Consider the following 26,235-nt stretch of genomic DNA (forward strand, 5'->3'; position numbering starts at 1 on the left):
ACACGCTGTGCTCCGCAGAACGCCGGGGCGGCTCGGCCCTGATCTGCTGCACGCGCAAGGCGGAACCGCGAGTTCGACCGTGGAGGACCAGCGACGACGTTGCATCCACACGCGGCTCCGCACGCACAGTCCTGCGGTCAGCTGACGAGGACTTGGGTGGAGGACTCTTTCAGCTTCGCGTTCGCCCACCGCATCTGGCGCAGGGTGTCGGGGTGGCAGGACTGGACGGTTGCGAGCAGTTCGGTGTCCTTCAGCCCTTGTGCGGCCTGGGCGAGCATCTCCCAGTCCACCGAGAGCCCGGCTGCCTTGATGTAGACCTCCCGGAGGTCCCTCAGCAGGAGCAGGGCCACTTGCGGTTTCCGGCCGACGAGCTCGCTGGCTTTGTCCCGCAGGCGTTCGGCTGTCTTCAGTTCGTCCACGGGGTCGGGATCGAGCCGGGCGCCGAATCGTTCGCCGATGTCCGCGAGGGTGCGGACATGCCGCTGCGACCAGCGGGCCAGATCCCGGGCGACGTGGTAGATCTCATGGTCGACCTTGTGGCGTTCGGAGACGCGCAGCAGCTCGTGTGCGAGGTCGTTCTCGTCGCGGTGCAGTTCGTGGAGCAGCAGTCCGATCTTCATCGCCCGCCTCCTTCGCCCGATGCAGGCAGATCTTCTTCGGCGCGTGCGTGGTCCCCGCCGGTGGTCACGGGCACGCGTGCGGCTACCGGTGTGGAGGCCGTCGTCGTCGGAGCGGGTGAAGGCCCGTCGGTCGTGGCGACGCGGTGGAGGGCGGCCGCCGCGGTCTTGAAGATGGGCTGCTTGGACGCGGGGTCCCAGTCGGTGAGGGTGAGCTCGTTGGCCGCCCGGCCCGCCCGGCCGGGTTCGTGTCCGGCGTCCGTGTCCCAGTAGCCGTAATGGAAGGGGAGGAACAGCACGCCCTCGCGGATGCCGCTGATGCGCAGCCTGGCCCGGACGCTGCCGCGGGGTGTGGTGACCTCCATCAGGTCCCCCTCGTTCAGTCCTTCCGCGCTCGCGTCTGGGGCTGAGATCTCCACCCACACCTCCGGGGCGGCGGCCTGCAGTTGGGGGGCGCGGGCGGTCTTGGTGCGGGTGTGGAAGTGGTAGAGCGTGCGGCCGGTGATCAGTACGTACGGGAAGTCCTCGCCGGGCTGCTCGTGGGGCGGAAGGAAGGCGGCCGCCTTGAGCATGGCCTTGCCGTCGGGGTTCAGTGCCTTGTACTCGGCGGGTTCGGGCGGGGCGCCGGTGAGCAGGTCCCGGCCGTAGCTCTCGCAGTACTCGGGGTCGCTGAAGAACGCGCCGTCGGCGTAGAGGCGTTCGGTGCCGTCCGGGTGCTCCTCAGAGCACGGCCATTGGATGCCGCCGCGCTCGCGCAGCTTGTCGTAGGTGAGGCCGGTGTAGTCGCACGGCCGGCCGCGGCTGCATTCCTTCCACGCTTCGAAGGCCGATTCCGCGTCGTGCCACTTCACCAGCGGCCGGCCGTCCTTGTCGCGCAGGTCCAGGCGCCGTGCGTAGTCGATGAAGATGTCCAGGTCCGCACGTGCCTGGCCGGGAGGGTCGACGGCCTTCTCCGACAGGTGGACCGTGCGGTCGGCGTTGGTGAAGGTGCCGGTCTTCTCGCCCCAGGTGGCGGCGGGCAGCACCACGTCCGCCAGCTGTGCCGTCTCGGTCAGGAAGAGGTCCTGGACCACCAGGAACAGCCGCTCCTGGGAGAGCACGGAACGGATGCGGCCCAGTTCGGGCAGGGAGACCGCGGGGTTGGTGGCGCTGACCCACAGCATGCGCAGGGAGCCGTCCTCCGCGTACCGCATCATCTGCATGACGTGGGTGGGTGGAGAGTAGTGCGGGATCTGCATCGGGTCGACGTTCCACACGCGGGCCAGGTCGGTCACATGCGCGTCGTTGGACCAGTTGCGGAAGCCCGCGAGATCGCCGTCCGCGCCGCACTCGCGGGTGTTCTCCGCCGAGGGCTGTCCGTTCATCTGCAGCAGGCCGCAACCGGGCCGGCCCAGCATGCCGCGGACCAGGTGCAGGTTGTTGACCTGGACGGCGGCGGCGGTGGCCTGGTGGGACTGGTAGAAGCCCTGGAGCACCGTGGACATCAGCCGCTGCGCGGTGCCCAGCACGCGGGCGGCCTCACGGATCCGGTCGGCGGGCACGTCGCAGATTCCCGCCACGCGCTCGGGCGGGTAGTCCTCGACGCGTTTGCTCAGCTCGTCGAAGCCCACGACGTGGGCGTCGATGTAGTCGTGGTCGATCCAGCCGTTGGCGATGATCTCGTGCAGCAGGCCGTTCATCAACGCCACGTTCGTCCCCGGGCGGGGTGCCAGGTGCACGGTGGCCGCCCGTGCCACCTGCGTCATCCGGGGGTCGACGCAGACCAGGGCGGGCGGGTTGGGCCCTGCCAGCCGGTCCAGCACTCGCGCCCACAGCACGCTCTGCGTCTCGGCCATGTTGTGGCCGAACAGGGCGATGACGTCCGCGTGGTCGATGTCGGCGTAGGAGCCGGGCTGCCCGTCACAGCCGAACGACTCCTTCAAGGCCGCCGCCGCGGTCGCCGTGCACAACCGGGTGTTGCCGTCCACGTGGTTGGTGCCCAGCCCGCCGTGGGCGATCACCCCCAGCGTGTAGTACTCCTCGGCGAACAACTGCCCGGTGGTGTAGAAGCCGATCGCACTCGGTCCCTGCTCCTCCAGGAGTTCCCGGGTCCGTGCCACGACGCGGTCCATCGCGGTGTCCCAGTCGGTCTCCACCAGCCGGCCGTTCTCCCGCACCAGCGGCCGCGTCAGCCGGTCGGCGGAGGCGTTCGCCTGCCACCCGAACAGGTCCTTCGGGCCCAGTCGGCCGTGGTTGACCCGGTCGTGCGCCCGGCCGCGCACCCCGACGATCCGGCCGTCCTTCACCGCGATGTCCATCGCGTCCCCGTTCGAATGCAGGATGGACGCCGACGGCACCCACCGGTCCACCTGCTCAGGGCTCACGCCTTCCGCCAGATGGGTGTCCACCCGCACCGGCCAGGGCATGCCCGGCCCGTATGGCGTCCGGCTTCCCCACGGCTCGGCGATCGCGTCCCTGCGGCCCACGGCCACCATCCCCTTTCACACGTACTGCGCGTCATGCCGGCGCGGCGATGACACGGACGATGGGTACCCGGACCGGACGGGACGATTTCCCGCCAGGAAGAGCTCCCCGGCCCGACGGCCGATGCCGTCACAGCTCCCGGCGCACTCCGGCTTCCTTGATGACGTCGGCGAACTGGTGCCCGGAGGTACCGTCGAAGGCTCCGGCTCCCGAGCCTCGCCGCAACGTCGGCAGTACCGCACGGTGCCTGACGTCCTCGACTTCGAAAGCCAGCGCGGCGTACAGCGCGACAGCGGTGAGCACCAGGCCCGTGACGCCGGCCGCCTCCTTCCACGCCGTGCCGCCGGACAGGTGGTAGGCCCCGGTGAGGAAGAAGCGCAGGGACGACGTGGCCAGGACCACGGAGGCGACGAGTTTGTCGGACCCGCTGGCCGTGACCGGAATCAGCAGCGCGAGCCCGGCCAGCAGGAGCAGCAACCCGGCAGCTTCGCTGGTGGCGCCCGGCGGACCGCTCGCCATGATCGCACCCATCGCCAGCCAGGTGCCGGCCAGCACACCCATACCTGTGGCCGCGACGGCGTCACGGCACAGGAACCCCAGCACGCTCGCCAGCGCCTGCACCGGGAAGACGAAGGCCAGCAGCACCAGCGCGACCGCAGGCGACTGAGCTGCCGGAACCCAGCCGAGTTGCAGCCCCGCCAGTACGAAGGTGCCACCGGACAGCCCCACGAATCCCAAGGGCAGAGGACTGCCCACGGGACGCACGACAACGCGCGAATAAGGCTCTCTCGCCTCCTCCCGCGCACTGTCGGGCCGTTCCCCACCGATACCTTCGGGCCGGGCACCGGGGTGCGCGCCCCCGTTCGCGTCATTGACCATGTCGGGCTCCACGGCGTTGATTCCTGGACTCGTCCTTTCCTACCCTGGATCGACTTATTGCGCCTTATGGGGTTTTTCGGCGGATGGCTCATGCGGTGCCGAGCCGCTTGCCCAGCCGTGGGAGTACCTGGGAAGACGCCGGACCTGTCCGATGGCCCGGAGCGGTGGTCTGCGGCGGGGCTGGTCCATCGGGCGGGTTGCCGGGCTGAAAGGACATGTTCCTTGGACGGCCGGGCAAGCAGACGGGCATGCTGAACGTCCTGCTGACGGTGGTCGGTGCCCTGGAACTTGTGGTGGCGGCGCTCTCCGGGCCTCTCCGGCGCGTTCCGCTGAGCGCGCCGCTCCTGGCCCTGCTGACAGGAATGGTCCTCGGCCCGGAGGTGCTGGGAGCCGTTGATCTGCCCACAGTGGTGGAGGGACACAAGGAACTGCACGAGGTGTCCCGTCTGCTCCTGGCGGTCTCGGTCATGGCCGTGGCCCTGCGCTATCCGTTCCGTGAGGTGCGAGCGCGGGCGAGACCGCTGCTCGTCCTGCTGCTCGTGGCCATGGCCGGGATGGCACTGCTCACCACGGTGGTGTCGGCTGCCGTACTCGGACTCGGACTCGGTACGGCGGCGCTTCTCGGAGCGGCTCTGTGCCCGACCGACCCGGTGCTCGCCTCCAGCGTCGTCACCGGCGAGCCCGCCGAAAAGGGGATTGCCGCCCGCACCCGGCAGTTGCTCTCCTTGGAGTCGGGCGCCAACGACGGGCTCGCGCTGCCCCTGGTGCTCGCCGCTGTGGCGATCGCCGGACCGCTGACGGGGACACGAGCGCTGACCGACTCCCTGTGGCAGGTGCTGGGCGCGCTCGTCCTCGGAGTGGCGGCGGGCTGGCTGGGAGGGAGAGTACTGCGCGTGGCGGAGAGGAGCGGAAGCATCTCATCCGGCCCGCTGCTGGTGTACACCTTGCTGCTGGCCCTCTTCGTGCTGGGCGCGTCCGGGCTGCTGCGCTTCGACGGCGTCCTGGCCGTCTTCGTCAGCGGCCTGACCTTCAATGCGGTCAGTTCGGTGGACGAACGAGCGAGTGAGAACAAGATCGACGAAGCGGTCAACCGCTTCCTCGTGCTGCCGCTGTTCGTACTGCTCGGAGCCATGATCCCCTGGCGTGAGTGGGGGGAACTGGGCTGGTGGCGCGGCATCCTGCTCGTTCTCGGTGTGCTGTTGGTACGCCGTCTGCCGGTCCTGATCGCCCTCAAGCGTCCCCTGTCCCTGTCCTGGCGGGACGCCGTCTTCCTGGGCTGGTTCGGCCCCATCGGGGTCTCGGCCCTGTTCTACCTGACGATGGAAGCCCACCGGCTCGGCGCCGACCCCGGGGTTCTGGCGGCCGGGACACTGGTCATCGTGGCCAGCACCGCCGTGCACGGCGTCACCACAGCTCCCGGCCTGGTCCTTTACCGTAGAACGGCCACCGGAGAAACCGAGAAGATCGTGAGATGAATCCGCACAGGCGTCCCCACGAGTCCACCGCGGGGCCGCAGCGCGTGTCCGGTCCGGCACGACGGCACACGCCTCACCGTCGGCCTCCACGCCCAGACCGGTCGAACCGGCGGCTGGCGAGCCGGACCACGCAGCCGGCCGTGTCTTCCCGGCGACAGGCACGAGGCCGAAAAGCGTTCGAGGCTCGGCCGGGCGGCGCCGGGACGGCTGCCGGCCTGACGGACCGGTCTTCGGACCTTGGTCCTTGTGGAAGGGGCCCTCGTGCCGGGTACCAGAGGATTCGTGTTCTTCGATTCCTGGAACGAGATCTTCCGCGTGTCCTGGAACGAGATCTTCCGCGTGCTCGTCATGGCGGGGCTGGCTTACCCGATCCTCATCGCCGCGGTACGCGCGTCGGGCAAGCGGACCCTGTCGAAGATGAACGCCTTCGACCTGGTGGTCACGGTCGCACTGGGATCGACCCTGGCCACCATCCTGCTCAACCGTCAGGTGGCCCTCTGGGAAGGGGCCCTGGCACTCGGCTCGCTGGTGACGCTGCAGTTCGTCACCGCCTGGGCATCGGTCCGCTTCCGGGGCCTTCGCCGGCTGGTGAAGGCCGAGCCGACCCTGCTGCTGCACGAGGGCCGCTTGCTCCATGAGGCGATGCGACGCCAACGGGTCACACCGGACGAGGTGCGTCAGGCGATCCGCGCCCAAGGGACCGGAGCGCTGGAGCTGGTACACGCGGTGGTCCTGGAGACGGACGGCAGTTTCAGCGTGATCTCCCGCTCGCAACACGGCTCGGGAAGCGCCATGGACGGCGTGCCGCAGCGGCAAACGCGCCACCTCGACGTCGGACAGCAGCCCGCCCATGAGCATGGCGACCGGCATGGACCTGCCTGAACGGGCTCGCCCTGGACGCCGCGGCTCTCCGGAGGGACCTGCGTAGGCAGTACCAACCAGCGGCGCGCGAGCCGCGACCGCGTCGGACGCACCGCGACCGCGGCCGGCCTCGCCGGGACGGGGTACGCGCTGTTTCGTCGCGTCAGGTCCTGAACCGCACGCATCGCTGGTGCTTTATCCCGGGGTATGGGTGCCAGCCGACCGCATGACCGCCGGCCCAGGGAGATGATCAAAGCGTTGGCGCCTGTTCACAGCGTTGGCGCGCCCCCGGTTCCGGGACGCGACGTGAGGGAGCCGATCGCCGCGAACCTTCGGCGCATCGTCTCCACGCCCTCCTCGCCGCCGCCCAGCCCTGCCCCCACGTCTGCGGCCGCCGCCGTTGCCTCCGCTCGCGCCAGGTGCAACGCACCGCGACCGCGATCAGGGCCGAGCGGTGCTGACGGAGCACTCGGAGGTTTGCGGCGTCCGGCGTGGTGTCACCCCTACGTGGACGGAATCAGCCGTCGCTGCACACCACTGGAGGGTTCTTCTATGACCACTGCGGTCAAGGACATGCTCGATACCTATCCTGCCGATCTGGGCGGGGTGGACCGGGAGAAGCTCGCCCGGTGCATCGAGGAATGCATCGCTTGTGCACAGGCGTGTACCGCCTGCGCGGACGCATGCCTGTCGGAGGAGATGATCAGTGAGCTGACCAAGTGCATCCGCACGAACGCCGACTGTGCCGACATCTGCAATGCCACTGCCGCGGTACTGTCCCGCCACACCGGCTACGACGCCAACATCACCCGCGCGGTCCTCCAGGCATGCGCCACCGTCTGCAAAGCCTGTGCCGACGAGTGCGGGCGCCACGCCGACCAGCATGACCACTGCCGCGTGTGCGCCGAAGCCTGCCGCCGCTGCGAACAGGCGTGCAACGACCTGATCGATTCCCTGGGCTGACGTACTCCCCGTCCACTCCGCCGCTGCACCGGGCGGCCGGGGGCCGACTTCGGAGGGCGGCAGCCTGCGCGTCCCCAGGTCCGCCCGGTCGCGTCCGCGCGGACCGCATGCGAGCCGGTCGTAAGTGGCCGGAGGGTCTGAAGGAAGATCCGCGCGACGCGGCGGATGTCCTCGGCCGGGACACGGCAGATCGCGGCCGCGTGCTCGGGCGCGTAGGGCTCGACGACGGCTTCAGTTCGTCGAAGCCGAGGGTGCGCGCCGCGATGTAGTCCTCGTCCAGCCAGCCGTTGCGGATGACCTCGCGGGTCAGGACGTTCATCAGCGCCTGGTTGGTGCCCGGCAACGGCGCCAGGTGGACCCCACCGGTTGCCCGGGCGGCTTTGGCGACCTTGGTCATGCGCGGGTCGACGGCGACGATCTTCGGCGGGTTCGGGCCGTCGACGCGATCCAGGACGCGCATCCACAGCACGGTCTGGGTCTCGGCCATGTTGTGCCCGAACAGGAACACGGCATCGGTGGCCTCGATGTCGCTGTAGCTGCCCGGCTGCCCGGCTGCCCGTCCGAGCCGAAGCTCTCCTTCAGCGCGGCCGCCGCGGTCGCGGTGCACAGGCGGGTGTTGCCGTCCATGTGGGGCGTGCCCGGACTGGCCTTCCCGATCACACCGAGGGTGTAGTACTCCTCCAGGAAGAGCTGGCCGGAGGTGTAGAAGGCGTGGCTGAGTGCTCCCGCGTCGGTGGCCAGCAGTTGCCGGGAACGCTCGACGATCCGGTCCATCGCCGTGTCCCAGTCGCACTCGACCAGCTCACCGTCGGCGTCGCGGATCAGTGGCCGGGTGAGCCGGTCGGTGCGGCTCCACCGCCACGAGCCGTACAAGCCTTTGGGCCCAAGCCGGCCGTGGTTGACGGTGTCGGCGGCGCGGCCCCGGATGCCGACCATGCGGCCGTCCTTGACCGCGATGTCGCAGCCGCAGCCGTTGCTGCACAGCACGCATGCGGACTGCACCCACCGGTCCACGTCCTGCTCGTCCAGCGACGCGTCCAGGTGGGTGTCGACGCGCACCGGCCAGGGCGTGTCCCTTGCGTGCGGGGTGCGTACGCCCCAGACATCGGCGATCCGGTCATTCACAAGCGATCTCTCCCGGCTGGCAGGGAACCTACGGGCGGTCCACAGGTATCCGTTCGTCCACCTCGGCAACTCGCGAGGCTGGCAAAGACCATCGCAACAGCTGTACACGGGATGCCTGACGGACGGCACGCTCCGTCCAGTGCCCGCGCAGTCGGGGAGAGCCGAAATTCCCGCTGTCGGTACACCGTCGGCTCCTTTGCGCTGGCGGAGCGACGGCGGCCGTTTCACGGTGTCACCAAGGGAAACCCACCTTGCACCGATCGAGCCGACGTGCTTCCTGCAGCGGTTCGGCCCGCCGATACCAAAAAGGAGACTGATCATGCCCGCAGGGTCCAGTTCCAAGCGTGAGCGCCAGTACGAGCACATCAAGGACAGTGCCGAGGACCGCGGCGCGTCCAAGGGGCGGGCCAAGGAGCTCGCTGCCCGTACGGTGAACAAGCAGCGTGCCCGCTCCGGCGAGGCGAAGTCGGCGAGCAGCAGCTCGACGAAGGGCAAGTCCCCGTCGCAGCGCGGCGGAGAGAGGTCGGGCAAGTCCGGAAGCGGACCCACCCGGGAGCAGCTCTATCAGGAGGCGAAGAAGAAGGGTATCGAGGGCCGGTCCTCGATGAACAAGGACCAGCTCGCCAAGGCTCTCGGTCGCTGATCGTTCCCTTCGCCGCGCGAAAGCGTGGAGGCGTTTGGTCGGCGTTCGTTGTCGAGTGGCCGCGCGACATACGACATACGGCATACGACGGAAGCTGGGGGCTCTCGAAGCGGCCCAACCGATCATCGGTTCTGCCCTCCCCCGCTCCGGCTAAGGGCGTGAAGTACCGGCTGGGCAGGCGTACTGCCGGAGGGGTGGGTACCCCTCGTTCATGCGTCTCGGGGTTGTGGATGTGGGTTCCAATACGGTGCGGCTGGTCATCGCGGAGCGGGGCGGTGAGAGGCCGCTGCCTGTATACAGCAGTAAGCGGCGGCTGCGTCTGGCCGAACGGGCCGCGGCCGACGGCCGCCTCGGGCGGGATGCGGTCGATGATCTGGCCAAGGCCGTCGGCAAAGCCAAGCAGGAGGCGGCCGACCGGGGCGTGAGCGAGCCCTTCGTGTTCGCCACCGCTGCCGTTCGTGAGGCACCCAATCGGCAGCAGGTGCTGGCCGAGGTGCATGCCCGCACCGGCGTGCACCTGCACGTCATGCCCGGCGTGCGGGAGGCGGAGCTGGCGTTTACGGCCGCCCGGCACTGGATGGGCTGGCGGGCCGGGCCGATGGTCCTCCTCGACATCGGAGGAGGATCCCTGGAGATCGCCGTCGGCCGCGGCCGGATGCCCGACTACGCCGTCTCACTGCCGCTGGGAGCCGGTCGGCTCACGCGAGAACATCTGAATCAGGATGTGCTCCCCGACCCGGCAGCGCTGCGGCTGGTGCGGCGGCGCATCCGCCACGAACTGCGCGATGTGGCCGCCCGCATCCAGTGGGAGGGCCCGCGAACCGCCGTGGCCACATCCCGCACCTTCCACCAACTCGCACGCCTGTGCGCAGCCGGCCTCGACAACATGGCACCCAAGAACGCACCTGGCCGGCTGACCCGCCGCGGTCTGAAGGCCGCAGTGGGCACCCTGGCCGGCCTGACCGCACCCGAGCGGGCCCAGCTGCCCGGCATCTCCCCGGCACGCGCACACCAATCCCTGGCCGGAGCACTCATCGCCCACACCACCATGCGCTTGCTGCACCTGGACCAGGCCGTGCTCTGCCCCTGGGCAGTACGAGAGGGCGTCCTGCTCACTGCCCTCAACGGCAACGGCTCCACTCAGTTGCGCCCGACCGCGCCTCTGCCGCAGCCTGCTGCAGAGCCGGCCGCCTTGCCCGCCTCAGTCGGCTGAAGCCCACAATCAGGCAGATCCACTTGGGTGAGCGCGGCCTGCTTCGAGCGGTCGCCGTGCACTGAGCGGCGCCGTCGCGGCCCTTCCACCGGTGTCGGCCCGAACTCCGCTGTGCCGGCCGGACGACCCGCACCGCGCCGTCGGCCGGCGCGGCCCGCCCGGCAGCTGACGGACGGGCCGCGGCAAGGAGCGCCGTAGAGATCTGTCAGCCCTCCACTCCCGTGGCGGAGTGGGACGCGCCGACCGGCTTGGACTCCGGTGACCCGCGCTGCCTGAGGTAGATCGCGAGGATCGCCATCGAGGCGACCGCCAGCAACTCGGACTGCCAGTTCTGCAGGGTCCGACTCCAGAAATCCGCGGAAGACAGGTACTGGCTCCAGCTGACCGGAGCTTGCAGCTGGCGCAGCTGCTGCTCGTTGTAGGCGGCGACGCCGGCGATGGACTGGGCCAGCCAGGACAGCAGGAAGATGCTGCCCATGACCAGGCCGAGGGAACGGGAGTAGATCACCTGACGCCAGCCCTTGGCGGCGGCCCAGCGCGGGGAGTCATCCCGTGCGTGCTCGCCGACCATCTGGTCCCGGTCGGATTCGGTGCCGGACCGGTCGAGTTCCTTGGACTCCGGTGAGCCCCGCTGCAGCAGGTAGACGGTGGCGAAGATGTAGAGGAAGAACTGCAGGTACTCCGACTGCCAGTTCTCAGTGACGTCGACGGCGAAATCCGATGTGGTGAGGTAGGCGCCGAAGGTCAGGGGCGCCATGCCGTCGGTCCTGAGCTGGTTGTTGAACTCCGCATGTCCTGCGACGGCCTGGCCTGCCAGGCAGATCAAGAATGCCGCCATGAACAGCAGGCCCAGACTGTTGTGGCGGACAAAGCGACGCGCCCGACGCGCGGCCGACGCCGTGTTCTGCCCGGGGACCGGTGCCTTGTCACTCATCGGCGCATCAGCCCCAGCGCCATGAAATACGCCAATCCGGCCGCAATCACCAAAACCGTTCCTGCAAACAACGTCTTCATGGCCTTCTCACCCGCCCTTGATTTCGCACTGGTACGGCTGGTCGGCACGTGGCCGGCAACCTGCCGCGGTCACCTTCCAGCCCGCGGGGAATCGCGCCAGGAAAACAGTGTCGTGCTCCAGGACCACCCGGGCCTGGCCGCCGTAGACGTCCACCGTCCGTACCGCTCCGGCCTGTGGCAGCTGCTGCTCGCTCATGGCCCGCTCACATCGGCTTCTGGCCGACTGCTCCAGCTCCTGGCGGGTGGAGGGGGCGAGAGCGGCACACGCGCGGCCGTTCCGGCCGGCCTGCAGCGCGGTCTCGAAGCGGGTGACTTCCTCGGTGACCTGGTCCCGCCGCTCGGAGGAAGCTGCGCAGGAGGTGAGAACAGCAATCGCCAGTATCCCCGCGGCGATACCCGAGCCATACCGTCGTCTCGGCATCCCGTCTCCTTCGTGCCCCCAACCGGTCGGACCACCCGGTTGATCATGTGCCGAGCGTGTACCCGCGTCGTGGGCGCGCATCCGGCCACCGGCAGGGAAATGAGCCAGCAGGCCGGCGCAACCCCGAGCCGGTCAGGTCCGGCTTCCTCCCGGCCGAGCCGGAAGGCACATCTCAGCAAGGAGGCCGAAATGGTCGCTCGCCCACACGCCTTCCACCGGTTGCGTGAACATCCGCTCGCATCGCTCGACCTCAAGCGTCGGGCCGTGGTCATCGCAGCGCACCATCACATAGTCGATCCGCCGCCCCTCCTCCCTGGGCATGTCGCCTTGCTGGACGAGTGGATTGTCCGGGGAGAAGGTGTGACCGGGATCGTCCGGGTGCGCGGCCTCCCACGCGTCGCGGTAGCAGACGCTCATCTGGTCCAGTGACTGCCGGCCCTGCCAGAACCGCACGCTGGCACTGTCGGGTGCGGCATCGAAGTCCCCCAACACCACCGCATGGCGGCATCCCCCACCGATCATGCTTTCCACCAGGCGGGCGGCCGTCACCGCCTGTCTCTCCCGCTCATGCTCATGACCACGCGGCCAGCTGGGCTTGTGATGCGCCACCACGAGCGGGCCGAAGGGAGCGGGGACAGCCACCTGCGCGACGACGACACCGCACCACGGCGCCGCCTCGATCCGTCCCGTCTCCCGGAAGGCGTCCTTCTTGACCGTGCCGAACGGCCAGCGACTGGCCAGCACGGCGCCGACGCCGCCGCGCGACCAGCGTGGGTGCGCAACGACGTGCCAGCCCTCGCCCAGCACGTCCCGCACGCCGTCGTACTCGGCCGATCTCACGATCTCCTGCACAGCGATGACGTCCGGCCGCGCCTGGGCGATGCCTGCGGCCAGCACCCGCCTGCGGTCTCCCCAGTCGGCGTGGCCGGCATCCAGGACGTTCACCGTCATCATCCGCACCCGGCGTGACGTCGACGACTCAGCCACCGCCGTCGGCCGGTGATCCATTCCGGCCGCCTCCTTCCGCCAGCCATCGCCGCAGTCCAGTCCTTGTCACCGGCACGTCAGCTGCTCCAGGCCGGTCGAAGCTCGCGCAGCGACGGCCCGGACAGCGGAGAAGCCGGCCAACACGTCATCCGGCTGCCAGCAGCCAGCACAAGCGGGACCGGTTACGACAGCCGCCCCGCTATCACAGCGCCCGGCCTCAAGACCTCACCACGCCGTGATGACCGCAGCTCTACGCAGCCAGCGTCTTGTCCTTCACGCAGCCGCCGACACGGCCGGCACTGTACTGCTCCATCAGCGCATCCGCGGCGAGCAGAGCCTCCTCGACGGTTCGGGACCCGGTCATCACACACAACGTGTAGGTGGCGTCGTCGAGTGCCTGGCTGGTCACACCGGTGGGGCGCACATCGTGTTCGATACGCGCGGAAGCGAACTGGGCCAGTGCAGCGCGCAGCTGCGGCTCGGTCGGAGTGATCATGGTGACGCCTCTCCCCTCAAGGCCCATCCCCCAGTTCGGCTGACCGCGCTGCGCGAGGACCTGGCTGTACGGCCGGTTACATGGGTTGCCTCAGCTGACTACCGGGCACCTCAAGCCACCTACAGGTCCCCCGCATCGGGCCAGTCATGCCACCGAGCCTGCCGGGCCAGCGGGGCGCCAGGGGTCGCGGGGCGCCGGACGAGAGGGTCGCTGGAAGACAGAGGGCGCTGGACGCTCAAGCCTGCTGGTGCCGGGCACCGTCCCCGCCTGGAGATGAATGGCGACACGTCTGCTGTCGGCCCTGGCAAGCGGGTCAATGTCCGGTGGCCGCACTGTGATGAACCTCAGGGTGCGCCGCTCGCCACCGTTACTGCGGCGGGGCCCCAGAGGATGGGCGGCCAGGGCTCGGGCCGTGCCGTACAGATTCGCCGCTATGGCCCGGCCGGTCTTGTGGGCCCAGTCGTGCCCCCCTGATCGTCGATGTATTCCGGCCCGGGGCCGGGACCGGGGTGCCAGTACGTCCACGACTGTCCCGGGACCGTGTAGCCGATGTCGCACAGGGCGCCGTTGATCTCACTGATCACATGGCCCGCAGCGTCCCTGCGGCCCACGGCCACCATCCGGCTTTCACACGTACTGCGCGTCATGGCTCTCTCGCCTCCTCCCGCGCGCTGTCGGGCCGTTCCCCACCGGCAGGGCAGGGGTACGTCGGATCCGCAATCCGTGCCCGCGTCCAGTCTGCGGGGTCGGGTGGGCAAGACCACGCCGATCTGTGGCATCAGGCCGCCGGGGCAGGGGTACGACGGGTACGGCGTCAGGAAGCGGCAGCCCGCTAGCCAGGCATGCATTCGAGGAGTCCGTGTTGCTGTTTCCGTGCCACCGCCTCACCGAAGACCAGATCGTGATTCAGATCGACGACGCCATCGATTTCAACACGGAGGACGTCGCCCACGGGCACCTCTGCGGGGAGATTTCGCGGTCGGCCGCCCGCACCGTGATCATCGATGTGCAAACGCCCTTGGTCACCGCCACGGCTGTCAGTGTCCTGCTGCGTACCCGGCGATTCGCCCAGAGCCGTGGAGCCGTGTTGTGTGTGGTGGCGCGTCGATCGCTGGCCCGCAGGGTCTTCCGCGCAACTGGTGTCTGCCGATACCTGCGTGTGGCAGCCACACTGCCCGGCGCCGTGAGACTCGCCCGCGGGTGCCGGCCCCTCTCGGAACCGCCGACCCGGCAGGGTGACGGTGCCCTGACTTGAGATGCTCGCCGTGTGCGCCGGCTTGCGGACCGGCGAGGGACGGTTTCGGCTGCTGAACGTGCTCGACGGTCTGACGGTCGACGCGGCGGCCCTCAACGCGGGTGTGGGGCGGAGCCTCGGGGGACACCGACCTGGCCGAGGACCAGTAGGTCATCGATCTCAACGTCGGCGCGACAGTGCGGCTGGCCTGACCAAACTGTTGCTGCGAGCCATGGTGACGCGCGGGGCGGGCGACTTCTTCGAGCGGGCGGACATGGCGGACGACACCCTGAGCCACCGGGGACTCGCTGTACTGGGAGATGCTCGCCCAGGCCGCCCAGGCCGCCCAGGCCGCCCAGGCCGCCCAGGCCGCCCAGGCCGCCCAGGCCGCCCAGGCCGCCCAGGCCGCCCAGGCCGCCCAGGCCGCCCGAGCCACCCGGGACGACTGGCTTCTCACCCTTGCCGGGTACTGCCGCCCGCAGACCCTCCGATAGACGCGCTGGACCAACACCATGATCAAGAACCTTGGCCCGCAGATCTCCTGACCAGCCTGTAGCTGCATTGATCACGAGCGTTGTGACCGCTGGCCGGGACACCGTCGACTCCACCCGGTGCGTTCCATCGGCACGCTGCCGGGCTTCTGGGGGTCCGACCCCGTCGGGGTGTCCGTGCTCCTCGGACGTCAGCCCACGTAACGGCGGGCGGACGAGCGCCGCTGCGCCTTTTCCAGCACCCGCATCCGTGTCTCGACCTGCGCCGGCAGCACCCGCCGCTCGCGCAGTACCCACGGCCACGCGGCCGCAGCCTGTGCGAAGGCACGCAGCGACACGGTGTCGCGGGGCACCGTACGGGCCAGGTGCAGGGTGCGGCGCAACGCGGGACCGGCCGGGCGGCGCAGCCAGGTGAACCACAGCGTGTTGCGGATGCCGTGCGCCCGGCGCAGTGTCGCGTCCCTCATCCGGGACGGCTGATGGTGGATCGTCAGGTGATCGGCGTACGTCAGCCACCACCCCTGGGCGGCCAGGTCGACGGCGAGCAGCTCCTCCTCGCCGCCCAGCCACAACCGGGGGTGGAAGCCGCCCGCGGCCCGGAAGGCGTCGGCGCGCAGCACGGTCGCGGCGGCCAGGAAGGAACCGAGCGCCGGACCGGGCAGCCACTCGGGACCGGGTACGGGCGAGTCGCGCAACTCCTCGACGATCGGGTCCTCCACGCCTTCGGGCTCGACCAGGATGCGGGCCGTGACGGTGGCGAGCGCCGGATGCCGGTCGAGCAGGTCGGCCGCACCGGCCAGGGAGCCGGGCGCCCACCACGAGTCGTCGTCGCAGAACGCCACGTAGGGCGTACGCACCTCGCGGACCGCGAGGTTGCGGCCGACGGCGCCGAGGTTGCGGCCGGGGCACAGCAGCCGTACCCACGCGTGGTGGCGGGCGACCGCGTCGGCTGTGCCGTCGGTGGAGGCGTTGTCCACGACGATCACCGGTGGCCGCTCGGGCAGTCCGGCCAGTCGTTCGAGAGTGCGCAGCAACTCGGTGCGGCGGTTGTGGGTGATGACGACGACGGTGGTGCGGGGGTCGGTCATGCATGTGCTCCGTCCAGCGTGCGGGCGGCCCGCTCGAGGTGCGGGGGCAGGGGCTTGCGTGCGCGCAGGGCGGCCGGCAGGCGTACGAGAGTCTCGCGCAGGGCCTGCCGGGCGGCCGGGGCGCGCAGGGCGTCGCCGGCCAGGCCGCGGGTGCGGGCGAGGGCGTGCGGCAGGGGGCGGCGCAGCCAGGAGGTGAGAACCTCGTTGCGGAGCATCCTGGCAGGGCGGCCGGTGCGGGGCGCCGGGTCCGGGTGGTGATGGGCGATCACGTCCGCGCAGTGGGTGACGCCCCAGCCGCGTGCGGCGAGGTCGTAGGCGAGCAGGGTCTCTTCGCTGCCGAAGAACAGCAGCGGGTGGAAGCCGCCCGCTTCGAGGTATGCCTCACGGCGCACCACACAGGCGCAGGCGAGGAAACCGAGGACCTGCGTGCCGGGCAGGTCCTTTGCCGGGCCGAGTGGGGAGGTGGCGAGGACGTCGTTGAGCGGGTCGGGTTCCTCGGCGGGGCCGACGAGGGTGCGGGCGGAGATCAGGCCGAGCCGCGGGTGGGTGTCCATCAGCCCGGCCGCGCGGCCTAGGGCTCCGGGGGCCCACCAGGAGTCGTCGTCGCTGAAGGCCACGTAGGGGGTGTCGAGGGCGCGGGCGCCGTGGTTGCGGGCGATGGCGCCGTGGTTGACGGGCAGCGCCAGTACGCGGACCTCGGGGAAGTCGCGGGCGAGCATGGCGCGGGTGTCATCGGTGGAGGCGTTGTCGACGACGAGGATCTCCGGCCGCTCGGGCAGGGCGAGCAGGCAGCGCAGGGTGCGGGCCAGTCTCTCCGAGCGGTCGCGGGTGGCGATGACGACGCCCGTGGGTGTGTGGCTCATGACGTGTGAAGGAGGTGATTCAGGGCGTCCAGCACGTGCTCGCAACCGATCCGCAGCAATGCCGGGTCGGGGTGGCGGCCGTGCGGGTCGCCCTGCGGGCCGGGGTGCCACAGCACGTGGTGGCGCGGGTGCGCAGGCGGGCCCCAACGGCTGGGCGGGACCGGGCCGAAGAGGGTGACGCTGGGGACGGCGTGGGCGACCGCGAGGTGGGCGATGCCGGTGTCACCGCTGACGACGGTGCGGGCGCCGGCGACCAGGGCGGAGAGCCGGTCGAATGGAAGGCCGCCGCCGAGGACGTCGGTGTCGGGCAGGCCGGCCTGCTTGGCGAGCCGCGCCACCAGATCATCCTCATTCGCACCGCCGGTGACCACGACCCGGTGGCCGCGCCCGCGCAGAGCGGTGGCGACTGTTGCGTAGCGGTCGACGGGCCAGCATCGGGAGGGGGCGCCGGCGCCGGGATGCAGCACGACCGCCGCAGGGGCGGGGGAGAGGCCCGCAGGGTGGGGCAGCAGCAGGTCGGTGGGGTCGGCAGGGATGCCGTAGAACTGCAGGAAGCGGCACCAGCGGTCCCGTTCGTGCTCCTCCGCCCACCACGGCGGTCCGTCGATCTCCGGGGTGTCCGGGTGGGCGAAGGCGAACAGGCGCCGCGGGGACAGTGTCTGGAGCAGGCGGTGGCTGGGCGGTCCGTTGCCGTGCAGGTCGACGGCGATGTCGGGCGGGGGACCGTCCCAGTCGAGGCCGCGCGGTACGGCGCGCCCGGGAGCGGAGGCGGGCAGCAGCCGGTCGACGGCGCCCGTCGCCGCGGCGACCGGCGCCAGTTCGGCCGGGGCGGCCAATACCAGTTCGTGGCCGGGGAAGGCCCGGCGCAGGGCGCGCAGCGCCGGCACGCCGGCGAGGAGGTCGCCGAGGCCGAGGGCGCGCAGGACGAGCAGGCGGGGGCGCGTCATCGGGCTCCCTCCGCCGCCCGGGTCATGAGCGTCGTCGAGGACCGCCCGTCGAGGTACGGCAGCAGCACCGCCTGTCCGCCCCATTCCTGCAGCAGCGCCGCCTCGGGCAGGTCCGCGCCGGTGTAGTCGCCGCCCTTGACCCAGATGTCGGGGCGCAGGTCGGTCAGCAGCCGTTCCGGGGTGTCTTCGTCGAACACGGCCACCGCGTCGACGCATCCCAGGGCGAGCAGCACACGGACCCGGTCGGCCAGCGGGTTGACGGGGCGGCCCTTTCCCTTGCGGCGCCGTACCGACGCGTCGGAATTGGCGCAGACGACGAGGCAGTCGCCGATGCGGCGGGCGGTCTGAAGCAGGCCGACGTGCCCGGCGTGCAGGAGGTCGAAGCACCCGCCTGCCGCGACGACGGTGCCGCCGGCGGCCCGCACCCGGTCGATCACCGTCCGCGGGTCGGGAGCCGCGTCCGCGCCGTCCTCACCCGGCGGCCGGGGACGCGCCTCGGACCCGGGGGCCGCCTCATCGGGTACGGCGCCCGCGCCGCCCGCGGCGACGAACCCGCTCGCGGCGACGACGGCGGCCTCGACGGCTTCGCCCACCAGCGTCCCGTCGGCCAGCTGCCCGGCCGCGGTGGCGGCGAACCGGTCGCCGGCACCGCAGGGGTCGCCGTGGTGCGCGGCCGGCGCCGGGACGAGCAGGGGATGGTCACCGTACGAGAGCAGAGCACCGTGCGTTCCCATGGTCACCGCCACGGAGGTCGCGCCCCAGTGCCGTACGAGTGCGGCGGCCTCGCGGGCGACGGCGCGCAGGTCACTGCCCGGCGCGCCGCCGGAGTCCGGTGGTCCGGCGGCCTCGGCGAACGTGCGTGCCTCAGACCGCGCCGGCGTCACCAGCCGGGTGCCGGGCACCGGCGGCCCACCTCGCGGATGCGGGTCCCACACCACCGGCGGATGCCCGGCCAGGATATCGCGCAGGGCGTCCGCCGCGCCCCGGCCGTAGTCGGAGACCAGCACGGCCGGGGCCGATCGGACCGTCTCGCGGGCCTCGTCGGTGGCCCCGCGGGCGCGGCCGTCACCGCGGTCCAGCCGCACCACCGGGCGGCCCTGTGCCAGCACACGGGTCTTCTCCGACAGGGCGCCGGACAGCGGCAGACCGATCACCCTCACCCGGCCGTCGAGCAGCCGGCGCAACTCCTCGCTCGCCGGGTCGTCGCCCATGCCGGTGATCAGGGTGACGTCCCGGCCGTCCGCAGCCGCGAGGCACGCCGCGAGGGCGGCGCCGCCCGGCCGTGCCCGCCGTCCCTGCTCGGTGACGACCGGTACGGGCGCGTCGGGGGCGAGCCGGTCGGCGGTGCCGCTCAGGTCGCGGTCGAGCAGGGCGTCGCCGACCACGACGAGGGGGGTCTTGCCGGAGCGTGCCACAGTCACCTCTTGATCCTCTCCAGCGCCGCGTCGAACGCAGCGCACACCATGTGCACCGCTACCAGGTGGAGTTCCTGGACGGTGGCCGCCGTGGGCGCCTCCACGCACAGGGCTTCGTCGCTGCCGGCCAGCAGCGGGTTGGGGGCCGGTCCGGTCAGTGCCCACACGTTCAGGCCCGCAGCGCGCCCTGCGTCGGCGGCCGACAGCAGGTTGGCGCTGGCGCCGGACGTGGACAGCAGCATCAGCACGTCGCCGGGACGACCGTGGGCGCGTACCTGGCGGGCGAACACTTCGTCCACGCCGTAGTCGTTGGCGATGGCGGTGGTGCTGGAGGTGTCGGCGTGCAGGGCGATCGCGGAGAAGGCAGGGCGGTCGTCGCGGTAGCGGCCGACGAGTTCGGCGGTCAGGTGCTGGGCCTGGGCCGCGCTGCCGCCGTTGCCCGCGGCCAGCAGCCGGCCCCCGCCGGAGAGCACCTCGGCGAGCAGCCCGCCCCAGTGCTCGGTGAGAGGAGCCCGGCCACGGAACCGGGCCAGGGCGTCCAGGAGTTCGTCGCAGTGCGTGACGACGGACGATTCGGCGTGGGTGCTCATCAGGCGACCTCCGTACGCAGTTCACGGCCCACGGCGGTCTGCCGGTAGACCTGTTCCACTCCGTCCGCCACGCGCTGCCAGGTGTAGCGGGCGAGTACACGCTCGCGGCCGGCCGCGCCGAAGCGGTTACGCATGCGGTCGTGCCCGAGCAGATCGCGGACGGTGGCGGCGATCGTCGGGGCGTCGCCCGGCGGCACGAGCCGTCCGGTGCGGCCGTCGGCGACGGTGTCCCGGTGACCACCGACGGCGGTGGCGACGACGGGTGTACCGCAGGCCATGGCCTCCAACGGGACGATGCCGAACGGTTCGTACACGGGAGTGCACAGGACCAGGTCCGCGCTGCCCATCAGCGCGGGCATCCGGCGCGGGTCGACGGCACCGAGCAGCCGTACCCGGTCGGCCACTCCTTGCTCCTCGGCCAGTTTCAGCAGCCGTCGGGCTTCGGGCTCGGCGTGCAACCGGTCGGAGGGCGGGCCGCCGGCGATGACCAGTTCGGTGTCCGGGATCTGGGTGAGGGCGCGGATCGCCTGGTCGTAGCCCTTGCGGGGGACCAGTCGGCCGCAGGCGAGCAGCCGGTGCCGCTGCTCCCGCCCGGGAGCGTCGGCGGTGTCCGTCCGAGGGTGGAAGTGGTCGGTGTCGACGCCGCACGGCACCACGGACACCCGGCTGGAGGACACGCCCATAGCGGCGAGCTCCTCCTGCTCGTCGGTGCAGGTGGCCAGGATCCGTTCGCAGGTGAGGCCGATGTGCCGTTCGATGCCGACGCGTTCGGGCGGGCTGGTGTCGTCCTGGCCCTGGTGGCGGCGCTTGACGGTGCCGAGGGCGTGGAACGTCTGGACCACGGGGATGCCGTACGGGTGCGCGCCGATCCGAGCGGCCATACCCGACATCCAGAAGTGGGCGTGCACGACGTCCGGCCGGCCCCGCCGCCAGGCCCGGGTGAGGTACGCGCCGAAGTCGGGCATGTGGGGCAACAGTCCGTCTTTGGCAATCACCTCGGGCGGTCCGGCGGGCACGTGCTCGACGACGGCACCGCCGGGCAGCGGCACGCGGTCGGGCAGATCGGCCGCGTCACGGCGGGTGTACACGGTGACGTCGTGGCCGCGACGCGCCAACTCCTCGCTGAGCCGTGCCACATACACGTTCTGGCCGCCGGCGTCGACACCGCCGAGCGCGGCGAGAGGGCTCGCGTGCTCGGACACCATGGCGATCCTCATCGGGTCACCTCCTTCAGCAGCCGCTCCCAGTCGTCCAGGAAGCGGGACAGCCCGTAGCGGGCCAGTGCCGCCGCCCGTGCGTCCTCGCCGACCGTGCGGGCGTGCAGCGGGTCGGTGATGAAGTCGCGGACGGCGTCGGTCAGTACGTCGATGCGGTTGGAGACCACACCGGCGCCGGTTGGTACGGCCTCTGTGACCTCGGTGGTGGCGAGGGCGACCACGGGCATGCCGAGGTGCATGGCCTCCAGCAGGGACAGCCCGAGGGAGGTCCAGCGCACGGGGTGTGCGTAGACGCGGCGGCGGGCCATCTCGGCGTGCAGGTCGTGCTGGACCAGCTCGTACGAGCGGCAGCGCTCGGGTGGAATGCGGAGGTGGTCGGCGAGGCCGTCGGTTTTCATGCCGAAGACGTCCAGCGGGGCGGCTTCGGCGAACGTCGGCAGCAAGTCGGTCCCGGTGGTACGGCCGCGCCGGATCGGCTCGTTGACGGCGACGGCCGCGTGCGGGATCTCTCCGGTCCACAGGGGACCGGGGTCGACGATGCCGTGTTCGATGACGGTGGTCTCGGCACTTCCGGCGTCCCACATCAGGCGGTTGAAGTGGGTGACGTGGACCAGCGGCACACCGGGCAGGTCGCTGACCGGATGCCGGGGGTCCGGTACTCCGGGAGAGCCGTGGGGAGCGTTGTGCTCCAGGTACACCATGGGCGGGCGGCGGCCCAGCCACTGTTCCACGAGGGTGTACTCGTGCGGGCGTTGAAGGATCACGACGTCGATGTCGGCGTCCCGCAGCCGTTCCGGCGGGAGTTCGATCACCGACTCCGGCCAGTCGAAGGTGCGGGCGCGGCCGAGTCCGTCGGGTCCGCGGTCCGGGGTGACGGGGACGACGTAGGTATGCGGGCCCTGTACGAAGGCCGTGGTCCACGACCCGTGGACGTGCCAGATCAGGATCCTCATTCCACGACCATCACTTTCTCCACGGCGGCCACCACATCCTCCGCGGTGACGGACTGCAGGCATGGATGGCCGGGCACCGGGCAGTCCCGGGCGCGGCTGTCCGCGCAGGGCGCGTCCTGGTCGCCGAGCAGCATGTGCGGGACGCCGTAGGGGTACCAGCGTTCCGCGGGGACGACAGGGGCGAACAGGGACACCACCGGGGTGCCGACGGCGGCGGCGAGGTGGGCGGGGCCGGTGTTGCCGGTGACGACGGCCCGCGCGCCGGCCAGCACGCCGGCCAGTTCCACGGCGTCGGTACGGCCGCCGAGGTCGAGGCCGTGGTCACCGGCGACGTACGCGGTCAGCTCGCGCTCCCCGGGACCGCCGGTCACCACGGCCCGGTGCCCGGCCACCGACAGTTCACGCACCGCCTCGGCGCACCGCTCCCGGCTCCAGGCCCGGGCGGGCACGCTGGCCCCGGGGTGCAGTACGACGTACGGCTCCGGTCCGGTCAGCCGGAGGGCGTTGGGCGGGTGCAGCACGCGCAGTCGGCCGTCGTCGACGCGGGGGAAGCCCGCGGCCTCGGCGAGGTCGAGGGCGGCCTCCGCCTCGTGGGCGTGCGGGGCGCGGTGGTGGCGCACGTCGAGCAGGGAGCCGGGGTAGTCGTCGCTGTCGGCGGCGATGAAGCCGACGCCGGCCAGGCGCAGCAGCAGGGCGGCGGGCAGCGGCGACTGGTGGAAGGAGGTGAGGATCAGCGCGGTGTCGGCGTCGATGGTGTCGACGAGCAGCTCGACCTCGCCGCGGCCCACGGGCGGGGGCGTGAAGCCCACCCACGGCGCGTCCCAGACCAGGATGTCGTCCACGCCCGGCAACATGCGGGCGGCAGGGGCGCCGGCCGGTCCGCACAGAACGGTGACGTGGTCGGCCCGGGCCGCGACGGCACGGATGGCCGGTCCGGCGAGCAGCATGTCGCCGAAGCTGTCCAGGCGGGTGACCAGGGCCCTCATCGGATGCTCCCGGTGATCTCGTGGGCGGCTGTGACAGGCCGCCGGCCGACTGGAAACCGTCCGGACGGCCGCTGGGACAGCACGGTGCGCACGGCCGTCGACAGGTCGCGTGCCACGTGTTCGGCAGCCGCGATCTCCTCCGGCCGGGTCTGCGCGGTGGGGACGAGGACACCGAGGGCACCGGCCCGGCTCGCGGCCTCGACGTCGGCTCCTATGTCGCCGATCACGGCGATCCGCTCCGTCGGAGTGCGCAGCCGGTCGGCGGCCCGGAGGATCATGCCGGGCCGGGGTTTGCGGCAGTGGCAGCCGTCGTCGGGGCCGTGCGGGCAGACGGCCCACATGTCGAAGGGGCCGAGCAAGGCGTCGATCCGCTCGTTGACACGGCGGACGTCGGCGGTGGAGAGCAGCCCGCGAGCGATGCCGGACTGGTTGGTGACGACGCCGGTGCCGATGCCGCGGGCGCGCAGCGAGTCGAGTGCCTCGCGGGCGCCGTCGACCGGGCGGACCAGATCGGGCTCGCCGTTGTAGGGGACGTCGTGGACGAGGGTGCCGTCGCGGTCGAACAGCACGAGGTCGATCTCGTTCACGACGTCACTTCCTGCCAGGGGGCGGCGTCTCGGTGGCGCCACAGCCCGCTCAGCCGGTGCCAGGTGGCGGCGGGCGGGATGAGCACGCTCGTGACGACCATGGTGTTCACCTCGTCGCGGGTGCGCGGTCCGGGCGCGATGCGTGCCCAGGTGAACTCGCCGGTGCCGGCGGCCCAGCCCAGTGCTGCGGCCGCGGCGGCCCGGCGGTGCCCGGTCAGGGCGAGGACGCCGGCGGCCAGACCCGCGGCCGTGATCGCGAGATGCCTGCGCAACCGGCCGCGCGGCGCCTCGGCCCGCTGCCACCAGTCCGGCCCGTGCAGGCGCCGCATCAGGGCGTCGTCGGCGTTGCCCCGCTGGGCACGCAGGGACACCCAGCGGCCGGCCGGCCGCACAGGGTGCCGGGTGGTGCGCCGGCCCTGCCCGATGCTCCAGCCGGCGTCCAGCATCCGCAGTGCGAGGTCGGCGTCCTCGCGGAACGCCCGCCGGAATCGCTCGTCGAAGCCGCCGGTCTGCTTCAAAGCTTCGGCGCGGTACGCCATGTCGGCGGTGATCCAGCGCGCCCGGGCCAGTTTGGCGGTGCCGCGCTCCCAGTCGGTGGGCCGGCGCTCCCCCGGCAGCGGTACGGTGATGACGCCCTGCACACCACCGGTTCCGGGACCGGCCTCCGCGAGGTCCTGGGAGAGCTGGTCGCACCAGTGCGGGCCGACCTGGACGTCGTCGTCGAGGAAGGCGACCCAGGGCGTGTTGACCGCGCGCAGTCCGGCGTTGCGGGCGGCGGCGGGTCCGCGCCCTCCGCTGTGGATCACCAGGGCGCGCTTGCGCAGATCGCCGAGGACGCCCAGCGAATGATCCAGCGCCGTGGCGTCCGGCTCCGGGCGGTCGTCGACGAGGACGATCTTCTCGGGCTTCGGACCGGTCGCGGCGGCGAGCGCGGCGAGGCAGTCGGCGAGCGTGCCGCGCACCAGCGTGGGGATGACGACGGCGTAGGCGGTCATACGTCAGGCCCTCCCGAACATCGCGCCCCGGCGCACCGCGTACGGCCCGATCGCCAGCAGGTCCACCGGTGCTGAGCCGAAGCACTCCAGGGCGTCGCGCGGATCGTCGACCATGGGCCGGCCGGCGGTGTTGAGGCTGGTGTTGACCACGACGGGCACCCCGGTGCGCTGCTCGAACGCGGTCAGCATGCGCGCCACGAGCGGCTCCTGAGAGGCGTCGACGGTCTGGATGCGGGCGGTGCCGTCCACGTGCACCACGGCCGGGATGCGCTCACGCCACTCCGCGGCGACGTCGTGCACGAACAGCATGTACGGGCTGGGCAGCGGGCCACCGGAGAAGATCTCGTGGGCGCGTTCGGTGAGCACCATGGGCGCGACGGGCCGGAACTCCTCACGCCCCTTGACCCGGTTCAGCCGTTCCAGGTTCTCCGCCCGGCCCGGGTGGGCCAGCAGGGAGCGGTGCCCGAGAGCGCGCGGCCCGTACTCGCTGCGGCCCTGGAACCAGGCGACGACGCCGTCCCGGGCCAGTTCCCCGGCGACGGTCTCGGCGATGTCGGCCGGCTCCTCGAACGGGACCCCCGCCTCCTGGAGCCAGGCGCGGATCTCCTGGTCGCTCCAGCCGCGGCCGAGGGCGGCGCCGGACATCGGCTCCGGGTTCTCGGCCAGGTGCAGGGCGCCGCCGAGCGCGGTGCCGGCGTCCCCGGCGGCGGGCTGCACCCACACGTTCCGGTACGGGCCCTTCGTTGCGATCTTCGAGTTGGCGACGCAGTTCAGCGCGACGCCGCCGGCCAGGGCGAGGGTCTCACCGCCGGCCTCGCGGTGCAGCCAGTGCACGAGTTCGAGGAGGACCTCCTCCAGGACGGCCTGCGTGCTCGCGGCCAGGTCGGCGTGCTCCCGGGTCCACGGTTCGCCCTTGGCACGGGGAGGGGCCAGGGCGGCCCAGTCGACCCCGTGGGCGCGGAAGCCGCCGTCGCCCGTGGCGTGCACGTACTGCCGCAGCCGGGCCAGGTGGCGCGGGGTGCCGTAGGAGGCGAGCGCCATCACCTTGTACTCGTCACTGCTGCGCAGGAAGCCGAGGTGCTGGGTCAGGTCCTCATAGAGCAGGCCGAGGGAGTCGGGCAGAGGCTGGGTGAAGAGCGTGTCCAGCTTGCCGTCGTCGTAGCGCCCGGCCAGGTGGGACGCGCACTCACCACGCCCGTCCAGGACGAGGACCGCGCTGTCGGGATGCGGGGCGGCACGTCCCGCGGAGGCGGCGTGCGCGACGTGATGGGGGACGAAGACGACCCGCTCGGGGTCGAGGCCGGGCAGGGCCTCGGCGAGGAACTCGGGGGCGCGGCGGGCGTAGTCCTGGCGCAGCGGGTCGAAGGGGTCGTCCAGGTCCATGTCGGCGGCGGGCCGGGCGAGCGCGGGGTCGTAGGAGTAGGTGACCGCGTCCAGCTCCTCCGGCCGGACACCGGCGTGTTCCAGGCACCAGCGGGCGGACAGCTCCGGCAACTCCCACGCCGAGAACGGCAGCGGGCGTTTGCCGTGCTTGCGCCGGCTGAAGCGCTCCTCCTCGGCCGCCGCGACCGTACGTCCGTCCACGACGAGGGCGGCGGCCGGATCGTGGAACAGGGCGTTGATACCAAGAATGCGCATGAAGGGTGCTCCGTCCCGGACGGCATGCAGGGGCGCTCTGGCCTCGCGGGTCCCGCACCGCAGTCATCTCAAAC

Annotated in this window: 25 protein-coding genes and 2 pseudogenes; 7 read left to right on the forward strand and 20 right to left on the reverse strand. The window is 71.6% G+C overall.

The window, feature by feature from the left end; translation table 11 throughout:
- Nucleotides 1-137 precede the first annotated feature (137 nt).
- The 3 genes from QC282_RS13715 to QC282_RS13725 all read right to left on the reverse strand — a co-directional run bounded on the left by QC282_RS13715 (nucleotide 138) and on the right by QC282_RS13725 (nucleotide 3,959).
- Complete coding sequence (locus QC282_RS13715) at nucleotides 138-620, reverse strand: hypothetical protein (RefSeq protein ID WP_279549593.1); 483 nt, start codon at nucleotides 618-620, stop codon at nucleotides 138-140.
- Nucleotides 617-3,091, reverse strand: a complete 2,475-nt coding sequence (locus QC282_RS13720) for a nitrate reductase (RefSeq protein WP_279549594.1) — start codon at nucleotides 3,089-3,091, stop codon at nucleotides 617-619. Before QC282_RS13720 ends, QC282_RS13715 begins: the two co-directional genes overlap by 4 nt.
- A 118-nt stretch (nucleotides 3,092-3,209) precedes the next feature.
- Nucleotides 3,210-3,959 carry a GPR1/FUN34/YaaH family transporter gene (locus QC282_RS13725; RefSeq protein ID WP_279549713.1) on the reverse strand — a complete coding sequence of 250 codons (750 nt, stop codon included), beginning with the start codon at nucleotides 3,957-3,959 and terminating at the stop codon, nucleotides 3,210-3,212.
- Between the two features lie 215 nt (nucleotides 3,960-4,174).
- On the opposite strand from QC282_RS13725, the gene QC282_RS13730 reads away from it, so the two are divergent.
- From QC282_RS13730 to QC282_RS13740, 3 genes are all read left to right on the forward strand, one after another.
- Nucleotides 4,175-5,434 (forward strand): cation:proton antiporter, encoded by a 1,260-nt coding sequence (locus QC282_RS13730; RefSeq protein WP_279549595.1) that lies wholly within the window; start codon nucleotides 4,175-4,177, stop codon nucleotides 5,432-5,434.
- 282 nt (nucleotides 5,435-5,716) lie between these two features.
- A complete protein-coding gene (locus tag QC282_RS13735; RefSeq protein WP_279549596.1) occupies nucleotides 5,717-6,316 on the forward strand; it encodes a DUF421 domain-containing protein in 600 nt (199 codons plus the stop codon).
- A gap of 531 nt (nucleotides 6,317-6,847) precedes the next feature.
- Nucleotides 6,848-7,258: a four-helix bundle copper-binding protein gene (locus QC282_RS13740; protein WP_279549597.1), complete on the forward strand. Its 411-nt coding sequence runs from the start codon at nucleotides 6,848-6,850 to the stop codon at nucleotides 7,256-7,258.
- Nucleotides 7,259-7,431: 173 nt separating this feature from the next.
- Here the strand turns inward: QC282_RS13740 and QC282_RS13745 are convergent.
- Nucleotides 7,432-8,383, reverse strand: a pseudogene (locus tag QC282_RS13745) (molybdopterin-dependent oxidoreductase); the annotation flags it as partial.
- Nucleotides 8,384-8,702: 319 nt separating this feature from the next.
- On the opposite strand from QC282_RS13745, the gene QC282_RS13750 reads away from it, so the two are divergent.
- Both QC282_RS13750 and QC282_RS13755 read left to right on the forward strand, forming a co-directional pair.
- Nucleotides 8,703-9,026, forward strand: a complete 324-nt coding sequence (locus tag QC282_RS13750) for a plasmid stabilization protein (RefSeq protein ID WP_279549598.1) — start codon at nucleotides 8,703-8,705, stop codon at nucleotides 9,024-9,026.
- Nucleotides 9,027-9,237: 211 nt separating this feature from the next.
- A complete protein-coding gene (locus QC282_RS13755; RefSeq protein ID WP_279549599.1) occupies nucleotides 9,238-10,239 on the forward strand; it encodes a Ppx/GppA phosphatase family protein in 1,002 nt (333 codons plus the stop codon).
- Nucleotides 10,240-10,444: 205 nt separating this feature from the next.
- Here the strand turns inward: QC282_RS13755 and QC282_RS13760 are convergent, their stop codons facing one another.
- The 5 genes and pseudogenes from QC282_RS13760 to QC282_RS13780 form a co-directional block, all read right to left on the reverse strand.
- Nucleotides 10,445-11,173, reverse strand: a complete 729-nt coding sequence (locus QC282_RS13760) for a DUF6766 family protein (RefSeq protein WP_336621071.1) — start codon at nucleotides 11,171-11,173, stop codon at nucleotides 10,445-10,447.
- Between the two features lie 87 nt (nucleotides 11,174-11,260).
- The gene (locus QC282_RS13765; RefSeq protein ID WP_279549601.1) at nucleotides 11,261-11,674 is read right to left on the reverse strand and encodes a hypothetical protein; all 414 of its coding nucleotides are present in this window, start codon (nucleotides 11,672-11,674) and stop codon (nucleotides 11,261-11,263) included.
- A gap of 132 nt (nucleotides 11,675-11,806) precedes the next feature.
- Nucleotides 11,807-12,682 carry an endonuclease/exonuclease/phosphatase family protein gene (locus QC282_RS13770; RefSeq protein WP_279549602.1) on the reverse strand — a complete coding sequence of 292 codons (876 nt, stop codon included), beginning with the start codon at nucleotides 12,680-12,682 and terminating at the stop codon, nucleotides 11,807-11,809.
- Nucleotides 12,683-12,911: 229 nt separating this feature from the next.
- On the reverse strand, nucleotides 12,912-13,157 hold the full coding sequence (locus QC282_RS13775) for a DUF5133 domain-containing protein (protein WP_279549604.1): 246 nt from the start codon (nucleotides 13,155-13,157) through the stop codon (nucleotides 12,912-12,914).
- Between the two features lie 384 nt (nucleotides 13,158-13,541).
- A pseudogene (locus QC282_RS13780) lies at nucleotides 13,542-13,756 on the reverse strand (flavodoxin family protein); the annotation flags it as partial.
- 260 nt (nucleotides 13,757-14,016) lie between these two features.
- Between QC282_RS13780 and QC282_RS13785 the strand changes: the two are divergent.
- A complete protein-coding gene (locus QC282_RS13785; protein ID WP_279549606.1) occupies nucleotides 14,017-14,412 on the forward strand; it encodes an STAS domain-containing protein in 396 nt (131 codons plus the stop codon).
- Nucleotides 14,413-14,711: 299 nt separating this feature from the next.
- Nucleotides 14,712-14,885 carry a hypothetical protein gene (locus QC282_RS13795; protein ID WP_279549607.1) on the forward strand — a complete coding sequence of 58 codons (174 nt, stop codon included), beginning with the start codon at nucleotides 14,712-14,714 and terminating at the stop codon, nucleotides 14,883-14,885.
- A gap of 188 nt (nucleotides 14,886-15,073) precedes the next feature.
- Here the strand turns inward: QC282_RS13795 and QC282_RS13800 are convergent, their stop codons facing one another.
- From QC282_RS13800 to QC282_RS13850, 11 genes are read right to left on the reverse strand one after another with little or no spacing between them, the layout of a single operon-like run.
- Nucleotides 15,074-15,970: a glycosyltransferase family 2 protein gene (locus QC282_RS13800; protein ID WP_279549608.1), complete on the reverse strand. Its 897-nt coding sequence runs from the start codon at nucleotides 15,968-15,970 to the stop codon at nucleotides 15,074-15,076.
- Entirely contained in the window at nucleotides 15,967-16,833 is an 867-nt protein-coding gene (locus tag QC282_RS13805) for a glycosyltransferase family 2 protein (protein ID WP_279549609.1), read from the reverse strand. Before QC282_RS13805 ends, QC282_RS13800 begins: the two co-directional genes overlap by 4 nt.
- The gene (locus QC282_RS13810) at nucleotides 16,830-17,780 is read right to left on the reverse strand and encodes a glycosyltransferase family 9 protein (RefSeq protein ID WP_279549611.1); all 951 of its coding nucleotides are present in this window, start codon (nucleotides 17,778-17,780) and stop codon (nucleotides 16,830-16,832) included. The genes QC282_RS13805 and QC282_RS13810 overlap by 4 nt, the downstream gene beginning before the upstream one ends.
- On the reverse strand, nucleotides 17,777-19,201 hold the full coding sequence (gene rfaE2 / locus QC282_RS13815; RefSeq protein WP_279549612.1) for a D-glycero-beta-D-manno-heptose 1-phosphate adenylyltransferase: 1,425 nt from the start codon (nucleotides 19,199-19,201) through the stop codon (nucleotides 17,777-17,779). Before rfaE2 ends, QC282_RS13810 begins: the two co-directional genes overlap by 4 nt.
- Nucleotides 19,198-19,785, reverse strand: a complete 588-nt coding sequence (locus QC282_RS13820; protein WP_279549614.1) for an SIS domain-containing protein — start codon at nucleotides 19,783-19,785, stop codon at nucleotides 19,198-19,200. Before QC282_RS13820 ends, rfaE2 begins: the two co-directional genes overlap by 4 nt.
- Nucleotides 19,785-21,002 carry a glycosyltransferase gene (locus tag QC282_RS13825; protein ID WP_279549615.1) on the reverse strand — a complete coding sequence of 406 codons (1,218 nt, stop codon included), beginning with the start codon at nucleotides 21,000-21,002 and terminating at the stop codon, nucleotides 19,785-19,787. The genes QC282_RS13820 and QC282_RS13825 overlap by 1 nt, the downstream gene beginning before the upstream one ends.
- The gene (locus QC282_RS13830; protein WP_279549616.1) at nucleotides 20,999-21,955 is read right to left on the reverse strand and encodes a glycosyltransferase; all 957 of its coding nucleotides are present in this window, start codon (nucleotides 21,953-21,955) and stop codon (nucleotides 20,999-21,001) included. The genes QC282_RS13825 and QC282_RS13830 overlap by 4 nt, the downstream gene beginning before the upstream one ends.
- Entirely contained in the window at nucleotides 21,952-22,941 is a 990-nt protein-coding gene (locus QC282_RS13835) for a glycosyltransferase family 9 protein (protein ID WP_279549618.1), read from the reverse strand. The genes QC282_RS13830 and QC282_RS13835 overlap by 4 nt, the downstream gene beginning before the upstream one ends.
- Complete coding sequence (locus QC282_RS13840) at nucleotides 22,938-23,528, reverse strand: HAD family hydrolase (RefSeq protein ID WP_279549620.1); 591 nt, start codon at nucleotides 23,526-23,528, stop codon at nucleotides 22,938-22,940. Before QC282_RS13840 ends, QC282_RS13835 begins: the two co-directional genes overlap by 4 nt.
- A complete protein-coding gene (locus tag QC282_RS13845; RefSeq protein WP_279549622.1) occupies nucleotides 23,525-24,523 on the reverse strand; it encodes a glycosyltransferase family 2 protein in 999 nt (332 codons plus the stop codon). The genes QC282_RS13840 and QC282_RS13845 overlap by 4 nt, the downstream gene beginning before the upstream one ends.
- A 3-nt stretch (nucleotides 24,524-24,526) precedes the next feature.
- Nucleotides 24,527-26,161 (reverse strand): carbamoyltransferase C-terminal domain-containing protein, encoded by a 1,635-nt coding sequence (locus QC282_RS13850; RefSeq protein WP_107479326.1) that lies wholly within the window; start codon nucleotides 26,159-26,161, stop codon nucleotides 24,527-24,529.
- Nucleotides 26,162-26,235 lie beyond the last annotated feature (74 nt).

Origin of the sequence: Streptomyces sp. DH24 (assembly GCF_029813775.1) — a bacterium.
Lineage (GTDB): Bacteria > Actinomycetota > Actinomycetes > Streptomycetales > Streptomycetaceae > Streptomyces.

Coding starts and splice junctions, on each gene's coding strand:
- QC282_RS13845 (WP_279549622.1), bottom strand. CDS start 24,523: ATGACCGCCTACGCCGTCGTCATCCCCACGCTGGTGCGCGGCACGCTC.
- QC282_RS13835 (WP_279549618.1), bottom strand. CDS start 22,941: ATGAGGGCCCTGGTCACCCGCCTGGACAGCTTCGGCGACATGCTGCTC.
- QC282_RS13770 (WP_279549602.1), bottom strand. CDS start 12,682: ATGGATCACCGGCCGACGGCGGTGGCTGAGTCGTCGACGTCACGCCGG.
- QC282_RS13730 (WP_279549595.1), top strand. CDS start 4,175: ATGTTCCTTGGACGGCCGGGCAAGCAGACGGGCATGCTGAACGTCCTG.
- QC282_RS13830 (WP_279549616.1), bottom strand. CDS start 21,955: ATGAGGATCCTGATCTGGCACGTCCACGGGTCGTGGACCACGGCCTTC.
- QC282_RS13775 (WP_279549604.1), bottom strand. CDS start 13,157: ATGATCACTCCGACCGAGCCGCAGCTGCGCGCTGCACTGGCCCAGTTC.
- QC282_RS13715 (WP_279549593.1), bottom strand. CDS start 620: ATGAAGATCGGACTGCTGCTCCACGAACTGCACCGCGACGAGAACGAC.
- QC282_RS13760 (WP_336621071.1), bottom strand. CDS start 11,173: ATGAGTGACAAGGCACCGGTCCCCGGGCAGAACACGGCGTCGGCCGCG.
- QC282_RS13800 (WP_279549608.1), bottom strand. CDS start 15,970: ATGACCGACCCCCGCACCACCGTCGTCGTCATCACCCACAACCGCCGC.
- QC282_RS13725 (WP_279549713.1), bottom strand. CDS start 3,959: ATGGTCAATGACGCGAACGGGGGCGCGCACCCCGGTGCCCGGCCCGAA.
- QC282_RS13795 (WP_279549607.1), top strand. CDS start 14,712: ATGCTCGCCCAGGCCGCCCAGGCCGCCCAGGCCGCCCAGGCCGCCCAG.
- QC282_RS13750 (WP_279549598.1), top strand. CDS start 8,703: ATGCCCGCAGGGTCCAGTTCCAAGCGTGAGCGCCAGTACGAGCACATC.
- QC282_RS13820 (WP_279549614.1), bottom strand. CDS start 19,785: ATGAGCACCCACGCCGAATCGTCCGTCGTCACGCACTGCGACGAACTC.
- QC282_RS13765 (WP_279549601.1), bottom strand. CDS start 11,674: ATGCCGAGACGACGGTATGGCTCGGGTATCGCCGCGGGGATACTGGCG.
- QC282_RS13850 (WP_107479326.1), bottom strand. CDS start 26,161: ATGCGCATTCTTGGTATCAACGCCCTGTTCCACGATCCGGCCGCCGCC.
- QC282_RS13755 (WP_279549599.1), top strand. CDS start 9,238: ATGCGTCTCGGGGTTGTGGATGTGGGTTCCAATACGGTGCGGCTGGTC.
- QC282_RS13720 (WP_279549594.1), bottom strand. CDS start 3,091: ATGGTGGCCGTGGGCCGCAGGGACGCGATCGCCGAGCCGTGGGGAAGC.
- QC282_RS13825 (WP_279549615.1), bottom strand. CDS start 21,002: ATGAGGATCGCCATGGTGTCCGAGCACGCGAGCCCTCTCGCCGCGCTC.
- QC282_RS13740 (WP_279549597.1), top strand. CDS start 6,848: ATGACCACTGCGGTCAAGGACATGCTCGATACCTATCCTGCCGATCTG.
- QC282_RS13810 (WP_279549611.1), bottom strand. CDS start 17,780: ATGACGCGCCCCCGCCTGCTCGTCCTGCGCGCCCTCGGCCTCGGCGAC.
- QC282_RS13805 (WP_279549609.1), bottom strand. CDS start 16,833: ATGAGCCACACACCCACGGGCGTCGTCATCGCCACCCGCGACCGCTCG.